Source organism: Endothiovibrio diazotrophicus (genome assembly GCF_054657215.1).
This window is the reverse complement of sequence record NZ_BAAHXB010000035.1, coordinates 15,720-37,510: the sequence shown is the minus strand read 5'-3', so window position 1 is coordinate 37,510 and position 21,791 is coordinate 15,720. Positions and strand designations below refer to the sequence as shown.

The 21,791-nt window shown below is 71.2% G+C and carries 9 protein-coding genes; 8 read left to right on the top strand and 1 reads right to left on the bottom strand.

Going from position 1 to position 21,791, the window contains the following annotated elements; translation table 11 throughout:
- Positions 1 to 195: 195 nt before the first annotated feature.
- Complete coding sequence (locus tag ACYQ2W_RS10925) at positions 196 to 12,840, bottom strand: non-ribosomal peptide synthetase (RefSeq protein ID WP_459866383.1); 12,645 nt, start codon at positions 12,838 to 12,840, stop codon at positions 196 to 198.
- A 342-nt stretch (positions 12,841 to 13,182) separates the two neighbouring features.
- Here ACYQ2W_RS10925 and ACYQ2W_RS10920 point away from each other — a divergent pair, with 342 nt between their 5' ends.
- From ACYQ2W_RS10920 to ACYQ2W_RS10885, 8 genes are all read left to right on the top strand, one after another.
- Positions 13,183 to 13,404 (top strand): MbtH family protein, encoded by a 222-nt coding sequence (locus ACYQ2W_RS10920; protein WP_459866380.1) that lies wholly within the window; start codon positions 13,183 to 13,185, stop codon positions 13,402 to 13,404.
- A gap of 176 nt (positions 13,405 to 13,580) precedes the next feature.
- On the top strand, positions 13,581 to 14,321 hold the full coding sequence (locus tag ACYQ2W_RS10915) for a hypothetical protein (protein WP_459866377.1): 741 nt from the start codon (positions 13,581 to 13,583) through the stop codon (positions 14,319 to 14,321).
- Complete coding sequence (locus ACYQ2W_RS10910; RefSeq protein ID WP_459866374.1) at positions 14,318 to 15,559, top strand: outer membrane beta-barrel protein; 1,242 nt, start codon at positions 14,318 to 14,320, stop codon at positions 15,557 to 15,559. Before ACYQ2W_RS10915 ends, ACYQ2W_RS10910 begins: the two co-directional genes overlap by 4 nt.
- A gap of 185 nt (positions 15,560 to 15,744) precedes the next feature.
- Complete coding sequence (locus ACYQ2W_RS10905) at positions 15,745 to 17,754, top strand: autotransporter domain-containing protein (protein WP_459866371.1); 2,010 nt, start codon at positions 15,745 to 15,747, stop codon at positions 17,752 to 17,754.
- A gap of 95 nt (positions 17,755 to 17,849) precedes the next feature.
- Positions 17,850 to 18,356, top strand: coding sequence for a YcjF family protein (locus ACYQ2W_RS10900; RefSeq protein WP_459866368.1), 507 nt, complete (start codon positions 17,850 to 17,852; stop codon positions 18,354 to 18,356).
- A 74-nt stretch (positions 18,357 to 18,430) separates the two neighbouring features.
- Entirely contained in the window at positions 18,431 to 18,625 is a 195-nt protein-coding gene (locus ACYQ2W_RS10895; RefSeq protein WP_459866365.1) for a hypothetical protein, read from the top strand.
- 30 nt (positions 18,626 to 18,655) lie between these two features.
- Entirely contained in the window at positions 18,656 to 20,371 is a 1,716-nt protein-coding gene (locus ACYQ2W_RS10890; protein WP_459866362.1) for a cyclic peptide export ABC transporter, read from the top strand.
- 169 nt (positions 20,372 to 20,540) lie between these two features.
- Positions 20,541 to 21,770 carry a prohibitin family protein gene (locus ACYQ2W_RS10885; protein ID WP_459866359.1) on the top strand — a complete coding sequence of 410 codons (1,230 nt, stop codon included), beginning with the start codon at positions 20,541 to 20,543 and terminating at the stop codon, positions 21,768 to 21,770.
- Positions 21,771 to 21,791: the final 21 nt, after the last annotated feature.

Sequence of the window (21,791 nt, the reverse complement as noted above, 5' to 3'; positions counted from 1 at the left end):
GGCAGGGGCGGACACGGCGCCCGGCTTCCGCCGTTGGAGTACACGCCCGGGCGTGTACGGATTTCCCGCCACGTTCTGGGAAAACGCTGCATTTTTTTGCTCGTACAGCCCCAAGGCTGTACTCCATCCGATTCAATCAGCGCTTCCTTTGCACACTGTTATACGCCCGTTGGGCTTCGCTGCGCTCAACCCAACCTACGACGGACGGGAGCGGCGGCTGCGACGCTGGATCGGGCCGCCGCCGCCCGACGGCGCATCGCCGCGCGCCGCCTCCACGGCGGCGGCCATGGCACGGAGCGCGGGGTGGTCGAAGACCGCCCGCAGCGGCAGCTCCACCCCCAGCCGCTCGCGGATCAGCGCCACCAGCTTCACCCCCAGCAGCGAGTGGCCGCCGGCGGCGAAGAAACCCTCCTCGGGCCGGTAGCCGCCACCACCCAACAACTCGCCCCACAGCCCGGCCAGCGTCCGCTCGGTCTCGCTGGCGTAGCTCACCTCACTCCGCTCCATCTCGCCCTCGTCCGCCAGGACGAGGGCGTTGCGATCCAGCTTGCCGTTGGCGTTCAGCGGCAGGGCGTCGAGGAGGAAGATCCGTCGCGGCACCATCCACTCCGGCAGCCGTTCGGCCAGCGAGGCACGCCAGCGGCGCGGCGCCTGGTCATCGGCAGAGGCCACCACCCAGGCATAGAGGGCACGATCCGCGGCGCCGTCACCGCCGCCCCGCTCGCGCAGCTCCACCGCCACCTGCTCGGCCCCGCTCACCTCGCGCAGCGCCACCTCGATCTCGCCCGGCTCGATGCGGAAGCCGCGCAGCTTGATCTGCCGATCGACCCGCCCGAGGTACTCGACGGCCCCATCGGCGCGGCGGCGCACCCGGTCGCCGGTGCGATACATGCGCGCGCCCGGCACGTTGGAGAAGGGATCGGCGACGAAGCTCTCGGCGGTGAGACCGGGACGACCGAGGTAGCCGTCGGCAAGGCCCGCGCCGCCGATCCACAGCTCGCCGGCGACGCCGCGCGGCAGCGGCTCCAGCCAGGGATCGAGGACGTACAGGGCGGTAGCGCGGATCGGCCCGCCGATGGGCACTCGCCGCGCGCCCTCCGCCACCGCGTCGACCGGGAAGAAGCTGGCGAAGGTGGTGGTCTCGGTAGGGCCGTAGGCGTTGACCAGACGCAGCGCCGGCCAGCGCCGGCGCGCCTCGCGCACCGCCGTCACATCGGCCGCCTCGCCACCGAACAGCACCTCCTCCAGGCCGCCGAAGGCGTCCGCCCCGGCGAACACCAGCCGGTTGAACAGCGCGCTGGTGAGGAAGGTGGAGTGGACCTCGGCGCGGACGAAGGCCGCCGCCAGCGCCTCCGGCTGGTAGCTCGCCTCGCGCTCGATCACCACGCAGGTGGCGCCGTTCAACAGCGCGCACCAGATCTCGTAGGTGGCGGCGTCGAAGGCGGTGGTGGCGATCTGGGCGATCCGCTTGCCGGGGGCGAACTCGGCAAAGGTCGGCTCCAGCGCCAGCCGCAGCACCGCCCGCTGGGGGATGCGGATCCCCTTGGGGCGGCCGGTGGAGCCGCTGGTGAACATCAGGTAGGCGGCATCCGCACCAAGAAGCGACGGCGGCCGGAACGGCTTCGACTCCGCCGGAAGTTCGCCGCAGGAGACCACCGCCACGGACTCACCCAACCAGTCGGGGTGGCCGCCGTCGCTGATTACCAGACGGATTTCGGCGTCTTCGGCCATTTCGGCCAGACGCGGGCCCGGCTGCTCCGGGTCGAGCGGAACGTAGGCGCCGCCGGCCTTGAGCACTGCCAGGAACAGCGCGATCTGCTCGACGCCGCGGGCCATGTGAATGCCCACCGGCTCGCCGCGCCCGACCCCGCGGGCGCTCAGCCCGGCGGCCAGGGCGTCGCTCCGCGCGTCCAGCTCGCGGTAGCTCATCACCTCGCCGTCCGGCCCCTCCAGGGCCGGACGGTCGCCGTGCAGCGCCGCCATTTCGGCGAAGCGCGAGACCACCGTGCCTTCCGGGGCGGCGCGCGCGTCCACCGCCTCGGGTCCTGCCACCTCGGCCCGCCACTCGGCGCTCCCCGGGGCGAGCAGCGCCAGCCCCGCCAGCGGCTGCTCCGGCCGCTCGGCGAGCGCCTCCAGCACCCGCGTGTAGCCGCGGCCGATGCGCCGCGCCCCGGCCTCGCTGAACAGGTCGTCGGCGTAGTGCAGCACCAGATCGAGGCGCCCGCCGAAGTCGTCGAAGGCGAAGGTGAGGTCGTAGCGGGCGCTCACCGCGTCGCTGTGCACCGGCGTCACCGCGGCCCCCTCCAGTTCGAGGGCCATGCGGTCGGCCGGTTGCAGCACCATCATCACGCGGAACAGCGGGGTGCGCGCCGAGCGGTCGAGGTTGAGCGCGTGGACCACCCGGTCGAGCGGCAGCTCCTGCCAGGTGAACCCCTCCAGCACCTCGCGGCGCGCCACCTCCAGCGCGTCGTCGAGGGTCGTCGCCTCCGCCAGACGCAGGCGCAGCGGCACGGTGTTGACGAAGTAGCCCACCAGCTCGCGGGTCTCCTCGCGATCGCGGCCGGAGGCGGGGGTGCCGACCACCACGTCGTCCTGCCCGGAGAGCCGCTCCAGGGTCACCCCGAGGCCGGCCAGCAGCAGCATGAACAGCGTCGCCTGACGCTCCCGCGCCCGCCGGCGCAGGCCGTCGGCGAGGCGCGCCGGGATCGGCAGGCGCAGGATCGAGCCGCTGAAGGCGCGGGCATCCTCGCGGACCAGCTCCTCGGGCAGCTCCAACTGCTCCGGCGCGCCGCGCAACCGCTCGGCAACGGCAGCCAACGCCTTTGCGGACTCCTCGCCATCCAGCCGCGCCCGCTGCCACAACGCCCAGTCGTAGTATTCGATCGCGTGGGGCGGCGGCGCGAAGGGGCGGCCACGGCGGCGGGCGTGGTAGGCGGCGGTGAGGTCGCGGTAGAGCACCGGCGCCGAGGCACCGTCGGTGACCGAGTGGTGCATCACCAGCGAGAGCAGATGACGGCCGTCCGGCAGTTCGCCCAGCGCCACCCGCAACGGCAGCTCCCGCTCCAGGTCGAAGCGATAGCGGGCGTGGCCGTGGAACCAGGCGCGGATTCCCGCCTCGTCCGCGGAGGGGAGGCCCTCGACGAGCAGCTCGGGCGCGGCCTCCGCGGTCAGCCGCACCACCGGCCGGCCGTCCTCCTCCGGCATCCGCCCGCGCAGCACCTCGTGGCGGGCGGTCAGGTCGGCGAAGGCGGCGGCCAGCGCGTCGAGGTCGAGGGGGCCGTCGATGAGGAAGCCGTCGGGGACGTTGTAGGACTCGCTCCCCTCCACCCGCGAGAGGAACCAGAGCTGGTCCTGGCCCGGCGCGGGGAGCAGCTCGGCGCCGGCCGGGCGGCGGGTCAGCGGGGCGCCGTCGGCGCGGCGCGCCTGACGCACCGCGCGGGCCAGCGCGCGCGGGGTGGCGTGGGAGAAGACCACGTTGGCCGGCAACTCCACGCCGAGCGCCTTACGCAGACGACCCGCCACCTGCACCGCCAACAGCGAGTGCCCCCCATGGGCGAAGAAGTTCTCCTCCACTCCGAGGTTCTCCAAGGCGAGAACCTCGGAGAACAGGGAACAGCAGATCTCTTCCTCGGGGGTCTCGGGGTGGCCGGAGGCACTGCCGGCCTTCATTTCAGGGGCGGGCAGGGCCTTGCGGTCGAGTTTGCCGCTGACGGTCAGTGGGAGTTCGGGGAGGAGCACCCAGTCGCTCGGGACCATGTAGTCGGGGAGGCGCTCGCGCAGGTAGGGGCCGAGGTCGGCGGGAGGGGCGTTCTCCGCGGTGACCAGGTAGCCGACCAGCCGCTGGTCGCCGGGGCGGTCCTCGCGCAGCACCACCGCCGCCTCGCGGACCTGCGGGTGGGCGGCGAGCAGCGCCTCGATCTCGCCCGGCTCGATGCGGAAGCCGCGCAGCTTCACTTGGAAATCGGAGCGCCCGAGGTAGATCAGCGCACCGTCGGCGCGCCGCCGCGCGCGGTCGCCGGTCTTGTACATCCGCGCACCGGGCTCCGCTGAGTGGGGATCGGCGATGAAGGTCTCGGCGGTCAGACCGGGGCGATTCAGGTAGCCCCGCGCCAACTGCACCCCACCGATCCACAAATCCCCCGCCACGCCGACTGGCACCGGCTCCAGCGCCCCGTCGAGCACATAGAGCCGGGTGTTGGCGATGGCCTGCCCAATCGGCACCGGCTCCCCCTCGGCAGCGGAGCAGGCCCAATGGGTCACATCGATCGCCGCCTCGGTCGGCCCGTACAAATTCTGTAATGTCGCCTCCGCGGGGGCGGCGCGATAAAAGTCCGCCACGGTCGCCGCCGGCAACGCCTCCCCACTGGAGACCACCGTGCGCAACGCCCGGCACTCCCCCAGCGCCGCCCCCGCGGAGGCGATGAAGGTGCGCAGCATGGAGGGGACGAAGTGCAGGGTGGTGATCGCCTCGTCGCGGATCAGCCGCGCCAGGTAGTCCGGGTCGCGGTGACCGCCCGGCTTCGCCACCACCAGGCAGGCCCCGGTGATCAACGGCCAGAAGAACTCCCACACCGAGACGTCGAAGGTATATGGGGTCTTCTGCAACACCCGGTCACCGTCACCGATGGGGAACGCCTGCTGCATCCACAGCAGCCGGTTCTCCAAGCCGCGATGACGGTTCATCACCCCCTTCGGCCGGCCGGTGGAGCCGGAGGTATAGATGACGTAGGCGAGCCCCTGCGGGTCCACCGCGACCTCCGGATCGCCGGCCGCCGCCGCGCGACGCCCGCCGCGACCCGCCTCATCCACCAGCACGGTGCGCCCGCCGTGGCTCGGCAGCCTTTCGAGCAGCGCGCTGTGGGTCACCACCACCGGGGCCGCCGCATCCTCGATCATGAAGCGCAGCCGCTCCTCGGGCAGCTCCGGGTCGAGCGGCACGTAGGCGCCGCCCGCCTTCATCACCGCCAACAGCGCGGTGACCAGCTCCATCGAACGCTCCAGCGCCACGCCCACCCGCACCTCCGCGCCGACCCCGGCGCGGAGCAGCCGCCGGGCCAGGGTGTTGGCCCGCTGGTTGAGTTCACCGTAGGCGATCTCGTGGCCCGCGAAGCGCAGCGCCGGCCACTCCGGCACCGCCGCGGCGAGCGCCTCGAAGCGGCGGTGGACCGGGATGAAGGGGCCGTAGTCCCTCCCGGTGTCGTTGACCCCGTCGAGCAGCCAGTCACGCTCCGCCTCGCTCACCAGCGGCAGCGTGGAGACTCGCCCGGCGGCCCCTTCGGCCAGTCGGCCAAGCAGACGCAGGAAGCGCTCGATCCAGGTTCGGGCGGTGGCCTCGGTGAAGAGGTCGCCGGCGTACTCCAGGGCGCAGACCAGCCCCGGCCCCTGCTTGAGTACCTGGAGCTGTAGATCGAACTTGGCGGTGCCCGCATGGAGCAGCTTCGGCGTGCCGCGCAGATCACCGAAGGCGAGCGCCGGCTGCGCCTCATCGGTGAAGGCGATCATCGCCTGGAAGAGCGGCGTGTAGCGGGTGTCGCGGGGCGGATCGAGGGTCTCGATCAACCGATCCAGCGGCACCGCGTCGGCGATGGCGGCGGTAACCCGGTCGTGCACGCGGCCGATCAGGGTGGCCGCATCGGGATCGTCGTCGAGGGTCACCCGCAGCACCGCGGTGTCGGCGAAGAAGCCCACCACGCCCTCGGTTTCGGCCGCCTCGCGGCCATCGTAGGGGATGCCGAGCAGCAGATCGTCGCTGCCGGCGGTGCGCGCCAGCAGCAGCGCATAGGCGGTGGTGAGCAGGGCGAAGGGGGTGACGCCGAGGGCGCGGGCGCGCTCACGCAGCCGCCGCTCCAGCTCCGCGTCGACGGTCGCCGCGACCACCGCGCCGAGGTGGCTGCGCTGCGCCGGACGGGGGAAGTCGGTGGGCAACTCCAGTTGCGTGGGCGCCCCCTTCAACGCCTCCAGCGCACGCGCCAACGCCGCCTCGTCGCGCTCCGCACGCGGACTACCGTAGCGCCACGCCACCCAGTCCGCATAGCTCACCGGTAGCGCTTGGCGCGCTACCGGATGGTTCGCGATGCGGGCGTTGTAGAGGGCGCTCAGGTCGTTGAGCAGCGGGGCCACCGAATGGCCGTCCACGGCGATGTGGTGGGCGACCAGGATCAGTGCCGAACGGGTCCCGCCGAAACGCAGCAGATAGGCGCGTAGCGGCGGTTCGGCGGAAAGGTCGAAACGGAGCCGGGCCAGTTCCCCCGCCCGCTCCTCGACCAAGGCCTCCACCTCGGCGGACTCCATCGCCGGATGATCTTCCAGCGACAGCGTCACCGCCTCCGCCGGCAGCAGCCGGCCGCTCACCCGGTCGCCGACCACCACCGCGGTACGCAGCGCGGCATGGCGCTCGACCAGATCGTGCAGCGCGCCGCGCAGCGGCCCCTCCTCCACCACCCCGTCAAACAGTGAGGCGAGCGGCACGCTGTAGGCGAGGCTACCGCCGTCGATCCGCTCCATCAGCGCGAGCCGCGCCTGCATCGGCGAGACCGGCCGCTCGTCGCCGGCCCACGCCCGCGCCTCGATCGCCGCCCCGGCCGCACCTGCGCGTTCGATGGACTCGGCCATCTCCGCCAGCCGCGGGCGGGCGAACAGCTCGCGCAGCGGCAGCGCCACGCCGAAGCGCTCGCGAATCCGCGCCGCCAGCCGCACCCCGAGCAGCGAGTGGCCACCCGCGGCGAAAAAGCCTTCTTCGGGGCGATAGCCGCCACCGCCCATCAACTCCGCCCACAACTCCGCCAAGGCACGCTGGGTCTCAGTGGCATAGCGCATCTCCGCCACGGACATCTCTCCCTCGTCCGGCAGGACGAGGGCGTCGCGGTCCAGCTTGCCGTTGGGGGTGAGCGGGAAGGACTCCAGGATGCCGATGCGCCGCGGCACCATCCACTCGGGCAGCCGCGCGGCCAGTTCGCCACGCCAGCCGCGCACCACCTCCGGGTCGGCCCCGGCGGGACGCACCACCCAGGCGTAGAGGGCGCGGTCGCCACCCGCCCGCTCGCGCGCCTCGACCGCCACCTGCTCGACGCCGCAGACCGCGCGCAGCGCCGCCTCGATCTCGCCGGGCTCGATGCGGAAGCCGCGCAGCTTGATCTGGCGGTCGATCCGCCCGAGGTACTCGACGGTGCCCTCGGCGCGCCGCCGCACCCGGTCGCCGGTGCGGTACATGCGCGCCCCCGGCGCGGGCGAGAAGGGGTCGGCGACGAAACGCTCGGCGCTCATCGACGGCGCACCGACGTAGCCGTCGGCCAGCCCCGCGCCGCCGATCCACAGCTCGCCGGCGACGCCGCGCGGCACCGGCTCCAGATAGGGGTCGAGGACATACAGCGCGGTGCCGCGGATCGGCGAGCCGATGGGGATGGTGCGGGCATCCGCGGGGATCTCGCCGGTCTCGTGGCAGGCGGCGAAGGTGGTGGTCTCGGTGGGGCCGTAGCCGTTGACGAAGCGCACCGCGGGCCAGCGCCGGCGCGCCTCGCGCACCGCGTCGACGTCCGCCGCCTCGCCACCGAAGAGCACTTCGTGGAAGCCGCCGAAGGCGTCGGCCGCGGCGAACACCGCGCGGTTGAACACCGATACGGTGAGGAAGGTGGAGTGGACCCGTGCCCGCTGGAAGGCGGCCGCCAGCGCCTCCGCCTCGTAGGCCGCCTCACGCTCGATCACCACGCAGGTGGCGCCGTTCAACAGCGCGCACCAGATCTCGTAGGTGGCGGCGTCGAAGGCGGTGGTGGCGATCTGCGCCACCCGCTTGCCTGGGCCGAATTGGGCGAAGCCCGGCTCCACCGCCAGGCGCAGCACTGCCCGGTGGGGGATGCGGATCCCCTTGGGGCGGCCGGTGGAGCCGCTGGTGAACATAAGATAGGCGGCATCAGCCCCAAGCGACGGCGGCAGTTGCGTTCCGGACTCCGCCGGTAGTTCGGCAAGAGAAACCACCGCCACAGACTCATCCAACCATTCGGGGTGGCCGCCGTCGCTAATGACCAGACGGATTCCGGCGTCCTCGGCCATTTCGGCGAGACGCGGGCCCGGCTGTTCCGGGTCGAGGGGGACGTAGGCCCCACCGGCCTTGAGCACCGCCAGGAACAGCGTGATCTGCTCGACGCCGCGGGCCATGTGGACGCCCACCGGCTCGCCACGCACGACCCCGTGGGCGAGTAGTCCGGCGGCCAAGGCATCGCTGCGAGCCGTCAATTCGCGATAGGAGATCACCTCTCCGTCCGGCCCCTCAAGGGCCGGACGGTCGCCGTGCAGCGCGGCGATCTCGGCGAAGCGCCCGACCACCGAGCCGGCGGGGGCGCCGCGGGAGTCGACCACGTCAGGGCCTTCGATCTCCGCCTGCCGCGCCGCAGAGCCGGGGGCGAACAGCGGTACCCGGCCCACCGCCGTCTCCGGCCGTTCGGCAAGCGCTTCGAGGATCTGCTCGAACGCCTCGGCGAAGCGTTCGGCGCCGCCGGGAGGGAAGAGACCGTCGGCGTGCTCGATGGTGATCTCCATCGCCGTGCCGTCGTCGGCGCAGAGCAGCGCCAGATCCATCTTCGCCTGAAGCTGGGGCAGCACCCGCGCGGTGACCTCGGCGTCACCCAGCCGCAGCTCGCCGAGGTGGGGGGCGTGGGTGGTGAGCAGCACCTGGAAGGGGGCGGCGCCCTCCCCTTCTCCCGCCGCCTCCCGCGCCTCGATGATCCGGCCGAGCGGCACCGCGGCATCGGCCAGCGCCTCGCTCAGCGCCGCGCGGGCGCCCTCCAACAGCGTCTCCAGAGACCGCTCGGGATCGACCGCGAGGCGCAGCGGCACGGTATTGAGCAGCATGCCGACGGTGTCGCCCAGCGCCTCGTCGCCGCGCTGGCTCACCGGGGTACCGATCACCACCTCCTCACCACCGCCGAAACGGTGCAGCGCCACCGCCAGGGCGGTGTGCAGCAGCATGAACGGGGTCACCCCGGCGGCACGGGCGCGAGCGCCGAGGCGGCGGCGCAACGGCGGTTCGACCGAGAGCGTCTCGACCCGAGCGCCGCCGTCGCCCGCCCGCTCGCGGGACAGCGGCGAGACGCCGACCACGCCGTGCAGCCGCTCCACCCAGCGGGCGAGGGCCGCCGCTTCCGCGCCGCCGTCGGTGAAGTCGAGCCGCTCCTCGGCGCTCAGCGGATCGGCGCCCGGCGGCGGCAACCGCTCGGCGAGGGCCGCGGCGTCCAGCGCCGGTTCGGCCGTGGCGAGGGCGTAGGCACGCTCCACGGCGCGGCCGACGATGGCGATGGAATCGGCGTCGGCGGCGATGTGGTGGAAGACCAGCAGCAGCCGCCAGCGGTCGTCGTCGAGTTGATAGATGCGGGCGCGCAAGGGCAGCTCGCGATCCAGGCGGAAGGGACGCGCCGCCTCCTCCGCTCCGTAGGTTGGGCTGACCTCAGGAAGCCCAACGGGCGGGACGACGATCCAATCGGGTCGCGGCTCCACCCTCAGGCCGTCGTCGCCCTCGACGAAGCGACTGTGCAGCAGCGGGTGGCGGCGCTGCACCGCGGCCACCGCGCGGGCCAACGCCGCGCCATCCAGCGCGCCGTGGATCTCCACCATCCCGGCCATGTTGTAGGCCACCGATTCGGGCGCCCGCTGTTGCAGCGCCCACAGTTGGGTCTCGGCGGCGCTGGCCGGGCGGCTCGTCCCCGGCGGACGCGGTGCCGACGAGCACGCCTCGGCCCGGCGCGCTTCGCGCAGGTGGCGGGCCAGCGCCCGCGGCGTCGGGTAGGCGAACAGCGCGTTGGCGGGCAGCTCCACCCCGAGCGCCGCACGCAGCCGGGCGACCAGTTGCACCGCCAGCAACGAATGCCCACCAAACGAAAAGAAGTTCTCCCCCACTCCGAAATCCTCCAAAGCGAGGATTTCGGAGAATAGGTTGCAGCAGAGGATCTCCTCGGGGCTCTGCGGGCGGGCGGTGTCGTGGCTCGCCTTGGCCTCCGGGGCGGGGAGGGTCTTGCGGTCGAGTTTGCCGCTGGCGGTAAGGGGGAGCTCGGGCAGGGTCACCCAGTCGGTGGGGACCATATACTCCGGGAGCTGCTCACGCAGGTAACGATCGAGGTCGGCGAGGGGGACGTTCTCCGCGGTCACCAGATAGCCGACCAGCCGCGGGTCGCCGGGGCGATCCTCGCGCAGCGCCACCGCCGCATCGCGGATCCGCGGGTGGTCCCGCAGGCGTGCCTCGATCTCGCCCAGCTCGATGCGGAAACCGCGCAGCTTCACCTGGAAGTCGGAGCGGCCGAGGTAGATCAGCGCGCAGTCCTCGCGCCGTTCTGCACGGTCGCCGGTACGGTACATCCGCGCACCCGGTTGCGGCGAATGGGGATCGGCGATGAAGGTCTCGGCGGTCAGGCCGGGGCGGTTCAGATAACCCCGCGCCAACTGCACCCCGCCGATCCACAGGTCGCCCGCCACCCCCACCGGCACCGGCTCCAACGCCCCGTCGAGCACGTAGAGACGGGTATTGGCAATGGCATGACCGATCGGCAGCGGCTCCTTGTCAGTGGCGGAGCAGGCCCAATGGGTCACGTCGATCGCCGCCTCGGTCGGCCCGTACAAATTCTGTAATGTCGCCTCCGCAGGGGCGGCGCGATAAAAGTCCTCCACCGTCCCGGCCGGCAGCGCCTCCCCACTGGAGACCACCGTCCGCAACGCCCGGCACTCCCCCAGCGCCGCCCCTGCGGAGGCGATGAAGGTGCGCAGCATCGAGGGGACGAAGTGCAGCGTGGTGATCGCCTCGTCGCGGATCAGCCGCGCCAGATAATCGGGATCACGATGACCGCCCGGCTTGGCCACCACCAGGCAGGCCCCGGTGATCAACGGCCAGAAGAACTCCCACACCGAGACGTCGAAGGTGTACGGGGTCTTCTGCAGCACCCGGTCGCCCGCGCCGATGGGGAACGCCTGCTGCATCCACAACAGCCGGTTCTCCAGGCCGCGATGGCGGTTCATCACCCCCTTGGGGCGACCGGTGGAGCCGGAGGTGTAGATCACGTAGGCGAGCTGCTCGGGGCCGATCTCGACCTCCGGTCCCTCCCCCTCGCCGATCTCGTCGACGAAGAGGGTCCGCTCGCCGCGCACCGCGAGCGAGCGGCGGGTCACCACCCACGCCGCCGCGGCATCCCCGATCATGAAGCGCAACCGCTCCGCGGGCAGCTCCGGGTCGAGCGGCAGATAGGCGCCGCCGGCCTTGACCACCGCCAGCAGCGCCACCACCAGTTCGACGGAACGCTCCAGGGCGACGCCCACCACGCCTTCGCGACCGAGCCCCTCCGCCAGCAGCCGCCGGGCAAGGCCGTTGGCGCGCCGGTCGAGTTCGCCGTAGCTCAGCCCGCCCCCCTCGAAACGCAGCGCCGGCCGCTCGGGGTGGGCGGCGGCCAGCGCCGCGAAACGGCGATGGACCGGGACGAACGGACCGTAGTCCCGCTCCGTGCGGTTGACCCCGTGGAGCAGCCAGTGGCGCTCCGCGGCACTCGACAACGGCGCCGCCGAGATCACCCCCTCGCCGCCCTCGGCGAGCCAGCCGAGCACCCGCTCGAACTGCCGCGCCAGGCGATCGGCCTGAGTCTCGTCGAAGGCGCCGAGGGAGAGATCGAGGTCCACCTCGACCCGCTCGGCATCCCCGTACTCGCGCACGAAGAGTTCGATCGGGGTGCGCTCGACGCCGTTGAGCAGTACCCGCGGCACCGCCGCGCGCGCCGCGCCGAAGGGCAGTTCGCCATACTCCACCCGCTCGTAGGAGAGGTTCAGGTCGAACAGCTGCAGGCGCCGCCGGGCGGCCAGCCCGAGGCCGCGGTTGACCTCGCTCAACGGGAAACGGGCGTGGCGGATCGCCTCGCGGGTGGCCCGTTCGAGGCGCCCGAGCAGCCCCTCCACGGTGGTCTGCCGATCGACCCGCACGCGCGGCGCGGCGGTCAGCGAGAAGAGCCCGAAGGTCGCCTTGTCGCGCGCCCCGACGCGGTTATGCACCGGCAGGCCGAAGGCGATCTCCTCGGCCCCGGAGTGGACGTGGAAGAGGATCAGCGCGGCGGCGGTGAAGAGCCGCGCCGGGGTGGTGCCACGCGCCGCGGCGACCGCCCGCAGCCGGTCCATCCGTTCGCCCGCGACGGCGATGCGGCGCAGCGTGGTGGCCGCCGGCGCCCGCCCCTCCAGGATCCCCGGCAGCGCCTCCACCAGGCGATCGGGCAGGCTACGGAAGGCCGCGTCCCAATAGGCGCGGTTGCGCTCGAAACGGGTTCCCCCGACGAACCGCAGGTCGCCCTCCACCGCCTCGGAAAAAGACGGCGCCGCGGGCAATTGCGGCGACTCGCCGCGGGCCAGCGCGCCGTAGACCGCCGCCGCCTCGCGCACCAGGATGCCGTTGGCCCAGGCGTCCATGTTGAGGTGGTGATAACTCATCACCCACAGGTGGCGCTCGGCGGCGACGGCGATCAGGTCGAAGCGGAAGGTCGGCCCCCCCGCCAGCGGGATCGTCCGCCGCCCCAGCGCCTCGGCCAGCCGCTCGGCGGCCGACTCGGCATCGTCCTCGGCGGAAAGGTCGTGCAGGGCGAGAAAACGCGCCGGACGGGGCGCCTCGATCTGTACCGGCTCCGTCGACGCACCCGCCACCGACGGCGTCAGCCGCAACGCCTGATGGCGCTCCCACAGGTGGGCCAGGGAGCGCTCCAACAGGGCGGGGTCGAGCGGGCCGTCGATACGGCAACAGGCGGAGACGGTATGCACCGCCGAAGCGGGGAAGAGGGCATGTTCCCGCCAGATCTCGCGTTGCGCCAGGGAGAGGGGCAAGCGGAAGGTCATCGGGTTAGGGAGACTGAATGGGACAAGACACCGCGCACCCGAAAGTTGGCCGAAGCTGCGGCGAAACCGCGAAAAGGTGGGCCATTTTGTCCAATGCCCCCCCCTTTTGCAAACCCCCGGTCGGGCCCGTGCCGCCCTGCGGAACAACCCGTGTCGGCGGCACCGACACCTCCGCCGGGGCACGATCCAAAATGCGGGGAAAGGCCCGGATTTGCACCACGGGAGGCGGCGGCCTATACATTGGCCGCCGGAACGGTTGAAATAGGCAACAACGCCTGACGCCGAAGGGGGGGGCACGCCCGTCCCCGCTCCGCCTCCCCAACGAACCTGACCGGATACGCCATGAGCCCCACCACCGCCCCCCTCCCGCCGACCACCGACGAGGCTCCGGCCGCCACCACTCACCGCGTGCTCGTCAACCACGAGGAGCAGTACTGCCTGTGGCCCGCGGAGAAGGCGATCCCGGCGGGCTGGAGCGAGACCTTCAACGGCCCGCGCCAGGCCTGCCTCGACCATATCGAGGCGGTGTGGACCGACATGCGGCCGAAGAGCGTCCGCGACTGATGCGAATCATCAACCGCGGATCGACGCAGATCGACGCAGATTTTTTCCATCCGAATCTGCGTCGATCTGCGTTAATCTGCGGTTCGTCCGTTCTTACGGTTTGGCGCTGAACGATCGTTGTTGTAGTTACCGCTGCGCCGTCCCCTGCCCACCGGATCACCGACACTGCCCCCACCATGAAACAGTACGCCCCCCTGCTCGCCGCCGCGCTGCTCACCTTCGCCGGCAACGCCCTCGCCACCCGGCCGATGGAGGAGGCGATCGCCGACAACCCCGACGGCGGCGAGGCGATCCCCCCCAGCGGCCTGCACGCCACCACCACCGGCTCGCATGTGCTGCTGTTCGACGACGGCAGCTGGAAGCCGCGCCCCAACTATCCGGGGGCCTCGACCACCGCGATCACCGACCACGGGCGCACCGTCGAGCTGGTGGAGAAGGCCGACCCCGCCGGCCGCCTGCGCCGCGAGTGGCGCTTCACCAGCCCGTCGCGCGGGATGATCCAGGTCATCGTCTCCCGCGCCATCACCACCGACCGCAGCGCCCACAGCAACCGCGACAACTGCATTCCGGTGATCACCGTGCGCAACCTCACCGACTCCAGCGTGTTCCGGCTGATTGCCGAGCTGGAGTTCAAGACCGAAGGGAGCAACGGCTCGGCGATCAGCGTGATGCTCGGCCCCCTCGACGGCGGCGAGGAGGAGGAGAAGGTGGCCAGCCCGCTCTTCGTCCCCCAGTGCGAGTACCTCAGCGGCACCCTCCACGTCCCCTACTGCACCTACGCCAACGGCCTCGACTGCCGCGCGCTGGTCACCACCTCACGCTACGGCACCATCCCGCTGGAGATGGCCCCCGTGGAGCCGGCGCCGCCGCTGCCCCCGGTGCCGCCCCCGCCGTCGAGCGAAGGAGCGAAGAAATGAGCCCCGCCGCCCCGCTCCGCGGCCTGCCGGGCGCCGTCCTGTTCGGCCTGCTGAGCGTCGCCGCCGGGCCGCTCCGCGCCCAGGACGCCCCCCTCCCGGCGGCCCGGGGATTCGAACCCCACCAGGGGATCGAGGCCGGCGGCTTCACCCTCTACAGCCGCCTCCAGCTCGGCCTGGAGAGCACCAGCAACGTGCGCCTCGACCCCACCAACCAGGGCGACGTGGAGAAGGTGCTGGCGATCGATGCGGCGGCCCGCTCGAAGTGGTCGCGCCACTCCCTCGCCGCCACCGTCAGCTACCTGGAGAAGCGGGCGAGCGACGTCAAGGAGCAGAAGAACGAGGCCCTCTCGGCCACCCTCAGCGGGCGCATCGACCTCGCCAAGGGGTGGGACGTGAAGCTCGGCGTGCTCTCCGAGGAGAGCGTCATCGGCAAGAACGATCCGATGCAGTTCAGCGGCGCGCTCAACGCCACCAACCACATCGACACCCTGGAGGGGGCCCTGGAGTGGAAGGGCGAACACCTCTTCGCCAACCTCCTGGCGCGCAACCAGGACATCTACAACGAGACCCACGTCGATGTCACCGTACTCAACCGGATCCAGATCCAGGACCGCACCGAGCGCAATCTCACCGCCCAGCTGGGCCGCCGCTACGACTGGGGCCAGGCCTACCTCTTCGCCGGCCCGGTCGAGGTGCGCTACAGCGGCTCGGCGGTGATCCTCCCCGAGGATCGCGACTCCGACGGGGTGCGCGCCGGTCTCGGCGCCGAATTCAAGCGCGGCCCCTGGCAGGGCGTGGCGCGGCTGATCGCCTTCTCCCAGGAGTTCGACGCACCGACCATCCCCGATGTCTCGTCACTGGTCGGCACCGCCCAGCTGAGCTATCAGGTGAGCGACCGCTGGTCGCTGGCCGGCGCCCTCCAGCGCACCTTCGACGAGACCAACATCACCGGCTCCGGGGGGCTCTTCACCAACCTCGCCACCGTCGGCACCCTCTTCCAGCCGCGCAAGGATTTCTATTTCAAGGTGGGCCCCAGCTACCGCTTCTACGAGATCGCCGGCACCTCGGTGGAGGCCGAGAGCCTGACCCTCGACGCCACCGCCGCCTGGCAGGTGACCGAGCGGCTGGAGCTGCTGCTCAACGCCACCATCTCCAACCAGACGGTCAACGACCCGCTGATCGCCAACCTCCAATACGGCGAGCGGGCCGCCACCCTGTCGACGGTCTTTACCTTTTAGGGGCCCCTTGCGGGACACCGTCCCCCGTAGGATGGGCAAAGGAGCGATAGCGACGTGCCCATCGAACGGAGGCAATGAATTCCACCGTGGCAGTGCCGTTTGGATGGGCACGCTGCGCTTTGCCCATCCTACGTTGGAGTCCCCCTTCGTCGTCGGGCGAACGGGGCACGCTTGAGGAAGACGCCATGGCTACGCAACCCGCCCGCCCCCACCACCGGCCGCTCCTCGCCGCCGCGCTGCTCGCCGCGCTGCCCGCTACCGTCCTGGCCGAACGCTACGTCTTCCTCGGCGACAGCCTGGTAGACAACCAGAACAGCTACCTCGCCACCGCCCTGATCGAACCGAACAACGTCGTCCCCTCCTCCCCCCCCTACTGGCAGGGGCGCTTCTCCAACGGCCCCAACTGGACCGACCGGCTGGCCCCCGACCAGCTCTCCTACATCGACTACTACTTCAGCGCCGCCGACTGCGCGGCACAGAACGCCGGCAACCAGCTGGCCGGGCTGTGCGGCCGTACCGACGACCCGGGGGCGCAGCCCGCCAGCCTCAGTTTCGCCTTCGGCGGCTCCCGCGCCGGCAGCGAGGAGCTGCCCAACGCCCCCGGCATGCTCACCGTGATCAACGATCTGCTCGGCTACGACGCCAACGACGTGGTCGCCGACCTCTCCGGCGCCACCTTCGCCATCCTCACCGGCGGCAACGACTACACCAACTACGTTCTCGACCCCGGCGACGTCGGCGAGCAGCAGGTGGTGGACCAGACCCTCGCCGACATCGGCACGGGGATCGGCTGGATCGCCGCCCTCCAGCCGAAGCGGGTGCTGGTGCTCAACCTCTTCGACCTCGACCGGGTGCCGACGCTGGTCGCCTTCTTCGACGACACCCAGACGGCCAGCGTCGGCCGGCTCTCCGCGCTGCACAATGCGGGACTGCCCGCCACCCTGGCCGCGGCGCGCGCCGCCACCGGTCTCGACATCGTGCTGGTCGATCTGGCCGCCCTCTACGACGACATCGGCGCCAACCCCGCCCGCTACGGCTTCACCAACCTCACCGGCTCCTGCCTGAAGACCGACGGCAGCGGCGAGGCCACCGGCGATTGCAGCGACGATGAGAGCACCGACGCCACCCTCTTCTGGGACGGCCAGCACCCCACCACCGCCGCCCACGCCTACATCGCCGACCTGGTCTCCGCCACCGTGCGGGCGGTGGACGTCGGCGGCGCGCAACTCACCGCGCTGGGCGACTCCGCCCTGGAGCAGGCGCGCAACCTCAACGCCACGCTGCGCGACCCGCTGGACGGCCCCTTCGCCGCGACCGGCGGGACGCGCGCCGAGCGGCGCGACGGCAACCGCCGCTACTTCCTGGTCGCCGGCGGCGGCAACGGCCGGCGCAGCGCCGGCGACGACTTCGGCGGCTACCGCTACGACGACCGCCTGCTCGCCGCCGGCGTCGCCTTCCGGCCCGACGCCTACCACCATCAGCTGGAGCTGGGCGCCCACCTCGGCCACCTCGCCCTCGACGCCGACCTTTACGGCGGCGGCTCCTTCGACAACCGGGCGCTCGCCGTCGGCGGCTTCGCCCGCTGGCAACGCGACCGTCTCACCCTCACCGCGCGGGCCAGCCTGCTCGACTTCACGCTCGACGATCTGGAACGGCCCACCGGCTTTCCGGTGCTGCCCACCGCCCGCGGCAAGACCGACGGCTGGGGCATCGGCGCCGAACTGGAGGCGCGGCTGGAACACCCTGCGGAGCGCGGCGGGCGCCCCTTCCACCTCGCCACCTTCGGCCGCCTCGACGCCAACTGGGCACGCCTCGGCGGCTTCCGCGAACGGGACGCCGCCTTCCTCGACCTCGCCGTGGAACGGAGCGAACTGGGCGAGCTGCGCGCCGGCCTCGGCGTCGAGGCGTGGTGGGAGCGCCCCACCGCCTCCGGCGTGGTCCGCCCCGCCCTGCGCGCGGCGCTGGAGTACGACCTGCTCGACGACCGGCGCAGCCTCGACGCCACCCTCTCCTCCGGCCAGCGGGTGAGCGCCGCAGGCGAGGCACCGGGACGGGCCGCCCTCGACCTGAGCGCCGGCCTCGGCTACGCCAACCGCAAGGGGCTGCGCGCCGAACTGGCCCTCGCCGCCCGCCTCGGCAGCGGCGGCGAGCGCCTGCGCCTCGCCCCGCGGCTCACCGTCAGCCAGTCGTTCTGATCCGGCGGTAGCAACCGCTCCATTCCATCAGGTATGATCGGGCCTCGCGCCCATTCGACGGCCGGACACCCCATACCACCCCAAGGAGAGTTCCCATGGCAGACGAAGTGTTGACCCCCAACGCGGATGACCAGATGCGTACCCGACGGCAGGACGAGGCCCGTTCCATCATCCAGACCTATATGGGATGGTCGGCGGGCGCCAGCTTCCTGCCGGTTCCGCTGGTCGATCTGGCGGCGGTGACCGGCGTGCAGATCAAGATGGTGGCGGACATCGCCGCCCTCTATCAGGTGCCCTTCTCCGCCAACGTCGTCAAGACGATCATCGCCGGTCTGGTCGGCAGCGCACTGCCCTACACCCTGACGCGCAGCGCCACCAGCCTGGTCAAGTCGATCCCCCTCGTCGGCACCGCCATGGGCCTGCTGACCGGACCGGCGCTCACCGTCGCCTCCACCTACGCCATCGGCCGGGTCTTCATCCAGCACTTCGAGTCCGGCGGCAACCTGTTCAACTTCGACCCCGACGCGATGCGCGCCTACTACCGCAGCGAGTTCGAGAAGGGCGTCGAGCAGGCGACCGAAGAGCAGAAGGCCGCCGCCTGATCCCTTCCTCCCCCTCGGCACCGCCCGTCGCCGGGAAGGCGGCGGGCGGTGCGCCTTTTTCGGGAATCCCGCCCATGAGCCCATTGATGCTCGGTATCTACACCCTGCTCTGCGCGCTGCTCGCGGTCGCCGGCCGCGACACCCGCATCGGGGCGATGGGTACCTTCCTCCTCGCCCTGCTCTTCACCCCGCTCGCCGTCGGCATCGTGCTGACCATCCTGCGGCCGATGCCCAAGCCGCGCCCCCAGCAACACGACGGCCGCTGCTGACCGCCCGGAAAACTGTCGGAGCCCCCCTGCATGGAGACCGCCTTCGTCTCGCGCTCGCTGGCCTCCAGCAGCCTGGGCCGCTTCCTCGCCCGTGAGGCGACCCTTTCGCCGCGCCGCGCGCTCACCGTCGCCGCCACCGCGGGGCTGGCCAACGCGCTGATCCTGGCGGTGATCAACTCGGCGGCCGAACACGCCGAGCAGTCCCACAGCCGGCCGCTGTTCGCCATCTTCTTCGCCGCCGCGATGATCATCTATGTGGTCTCCCAGCGCTGGATCCTGACCCAGGCGGCCGAACAGGTGGAGGCGATCATCCACCGCGTGCGCATGCGCATCGTCAGCGAGCTGCACCACTGCGAGCTGCTCGACGTCGAACACCTCGGCCGCGCCGCGATCTACAGCGGCGTCGCCCGCCACATGCAGACCCTCTCGCAGTCCGCCTCGACGATCACCATCGCGGTGCAGATGGCGATCCTGATCCTCTTCACCAGCCTCTACATCGCCTACATCTCGCTCACCTCCTTCCTCACCCTGGCGGTGTTCATGGCGATCGCGCTCTCCATCTACTGGCGTAAGTCGTTCTCGGTGAAGAACGACCTGACCGTCACCCTGGAGATGGACAACGACGTCTACACCACCATCGACGACCTGCTCGACGGCTTCAAGGAAGCCAAGCTGAGCCGCCTCAAGGCGCGTGAGATCATCGCCCGGATCAGCGAGATCAGCGGCCGCGCATCCCACATGCGCGGCAACACCCAGATCCTGCTGGCGAAGAACTTCGTCTTCTCCCAGACCTCCTTCTACCTGCTGCTCGGCACCATGGTCTTCGTCGTGCCGCTGCTCACCTCCGGCTACTCCGACGTGGTGCAGAAATCGACCACCGCGGTGCTCTTCATCATCGGCCCGATCTCCGGACTGATCGGCTCGATCCCGATCTTCGAGAACGCCTCCGCCGCCGCCGAGGCGGTGATGGCGCTGGAGGAGCGGCTGAAGAAGCTCTCCGGCCTGGAGCTGGAGGGCGAGGCCGAGCGGCGCGAGCACGAGGAGCAGGCGGTGGGCCAGCCCTCGCAGTTCCACGACTTCCGGACGATCGAGCTGCAGGGGGCGGTATTCCGCTACGAGACGCCGGGCGGCGACCCGCGCGACAGCTTCTCCATCGGCCCCATCGACCTCACTCTGCACCGCGGCGAAGTGCTCTTCATCACCGGCGGCAACGGCTCCGGCAAGTCGACCCTGCTGCGCGTGCTCACCGGCCTCTACCCGCTGGCCGAGGGACGCATCGTGGTCGACGGCAAGCGGCTCAAGGGGGAGCAGATCCAGGAGTACCGCGAGCTGTTCGCCACCGTATTCGGCGACTTCCACCTCTTCTCCCAGCTCTACGGGGTCACCGACGACGCCCTCGAGGAGGCGCCGCAGTGGCTCGACACCCTGGAGATCCGTGACAAGGTGCAGTTCAAGGGGCGCGCCTTCTCCACCCTCGAGCTCTCCAGCGGCCAGCGCAAGCGGCTCGCGCTGATCGGCTCGGCACTGGAACACCGCCCGATCCTGGTGCTCGACGAGTGGGCCGCCGACCAGGACCCGATGTTCCGCCGCACCTTCTACCGCGACATCCTCGAACTGCTGCGCGCCGACGAGGTGACGATCATCGCGGTGACCCACGACAACCGCTTCTTCGACGCCGCCGACCGGCAGATGCACATGGAGGACGGGCTGATCGGTGCCTACGACCCGGAGTTGTTCCATGATTGACCGGCATTTCTTACCTGCCTCCGTAGCGAGGGTGTCGAGATCCCGTCGTGACGGGGCGCGCGGACCGGAGGGCGACGAAGGCATGGCCACCCCCATGTTGAGGAGCTCGGAGGGAGCACGCCCCGTCACGGCGGGAAGATCGACAACCGCAGTAGGAGGCAGGTAAGAAATGCCGGTCAACCGCTTCAAGACCGCCATCACCGACTGGGTCGACCGCCACTGGGTGGAATTCTTCGCCTTCGGCGCCCTGCTGCTGCTGCTGCTGGTGGTGCTCTGGCCGCTGATCGTCTACAACGTGCCGCCGGGCCACGTCGGGGTGATGTGGCACCGTTTCTTCGGCGGCACCGTCACCCTGCCCAAGAGCCAGCTCCGCGAGGGGCTGCACGTGATCTGGCCGTGGGACAAGATCTACATCTACGACGCCCGCCTGCAGAAGCTCCAGGAGGAGGTGAAGGGGCTGAGCGTCGACGGCCTGGAGATCAGCGTCAACCTCTCCAGCCGCTTCGTCATCGTCAGCGACTACGCCGGCTACCTGCACAAGGCGATCGGCCCCAACTACGTCGAGACCCTGCTGCGCCCGCAGCTGCGCACCCTGATCCTCACCTACCTCTCCGAACACGAGGCCGCCGACCTCTACTCGACCCGCCGCGAACAGGTGCAGACCGTGGTGCAGACCCGCTTCCAGGCGGCGCTCGCCCACATCTCCTCCAACGTCCCGTTCGACGAGTCCTACGTCAACCTGGAGGACGTGCTGATCGAGGAGATCCACCTGCCCGACTTCGTCAGCGCGGCGATCGAGCAGAAGGAGCGGGTGCGCCACATGAGCGAGGCCTACGTCTTCCGCCTCCAGTTGGAGGAGAAGGAGCGCCAGCGCAAGCGCATCGAGGCGGAAGGCATCCGCAGCTTCCAGGAGATCGTCGCCCCCGGCATCACCGACAGCTACCTGCGCTGGCGCGGCATCGAGGCGACCCTGCAACTGGCCCAGTCGAACAACGCCAAGGTGATCATGGTCGGCGGCGCCGACGGCCTGCCGGTCATCCTCAACACCGAAGGGGGCAACGCCCCCGTCCCCCCCCCCTACGCCCCTTACGCCGCCGCCCCGCCGTACGCCGGCGCGGCACTGCCCTACGCCAGCCCGGCACCGGCGACCGCGCAGCCGCCCGCAGACGCGAACGCACCGCAACAGACATCGGACGCCACCGCTGCACCACCCCAGCCCAGCGGGAGCCCCGCCCCCTCCCCGGCCAATGGAAACCAAGGCCGCAGCCTCCTCGACCCCTTCACCGACCTGCTGCGCGGCGGCGCCATGGCCGGCCCCAATCCGCTCACCGCCTCCGGCTTCGCCCTGCAACGGGACATGATGAACCCGCCGGGCAGCGCCCCCGACACTGCCCGCTGAAGAGTATTTCCTTTTTCCGAT

Bases quoted from the DNA above. Each gene is read 5' to 3' on its own strand.
- ACYQ2W_RS10900 (WP_459866368.1), top strand. From the start codon at position 17,850: ATGGCAGACGAAGTGTTGACCCCCAACGCGGATGACCAGATGCGTACC.
- ACYQ2W_RS10925 (WP_459866383.1), bottom strand. From the start codon at position 12,840: ATGACCTTCCGCTTGCCCCTCTCCCTGGCGCAACGCGAGATCTGGCGG.
- ACYQ2W_RS10890 (WP_459866362.1), top strand. From the start codon at position 18,656: ATGGAGACCGCCTTCGTCTCGCGCTCGCTGGCCTCCAGCAGCCTGGGC.
- ACYQ2W_RS10910 (WP_459866374.1), top strand. From the start codon at position 14,318: ATGAGCCCCGCCGCCCCGCTCCGCGGCCTGCCGGGCGCCGTCCTGTTC.
- ACYQ2W_RS10915 (WP_459866377.1), top strand. From the start codon at position 13,581: ATGAAACAGTACGCCCCCCTGCTCGCCGCCGCGCTGCTCACCTTCGCC.
- ACYQ2W_RS10895 (WP_459866365.1), top strand. From the start codon at position 18,431: ATGAGCCCATTGATGCTCGGTATCTACACCCTGCTCTGCGCGCTGCTC.
- ACYQ2W_RS10905 (WP_459866371.1), top strand. From the start codon at position 15,745: ATGGCTACGCAACCCGCCCGCCCCCACCACCGGCCGCTCCTCGCCGCC.
- ACYQ2W_RS10885 (WP_459866359.1), top strand. From the start codon at position 20,541: ATGCCGGTCAACCGCTTCAAGACCGCCATCACCGACTGGGTCGACCGC.
- ACYQ2W_RS10920 (WP_459866380.1), top strand. From the start codon at position 13,183: ATGAGCCCCACCACCGCCCCCCTCCCGCCGACCACCGACGAGGCTCCG.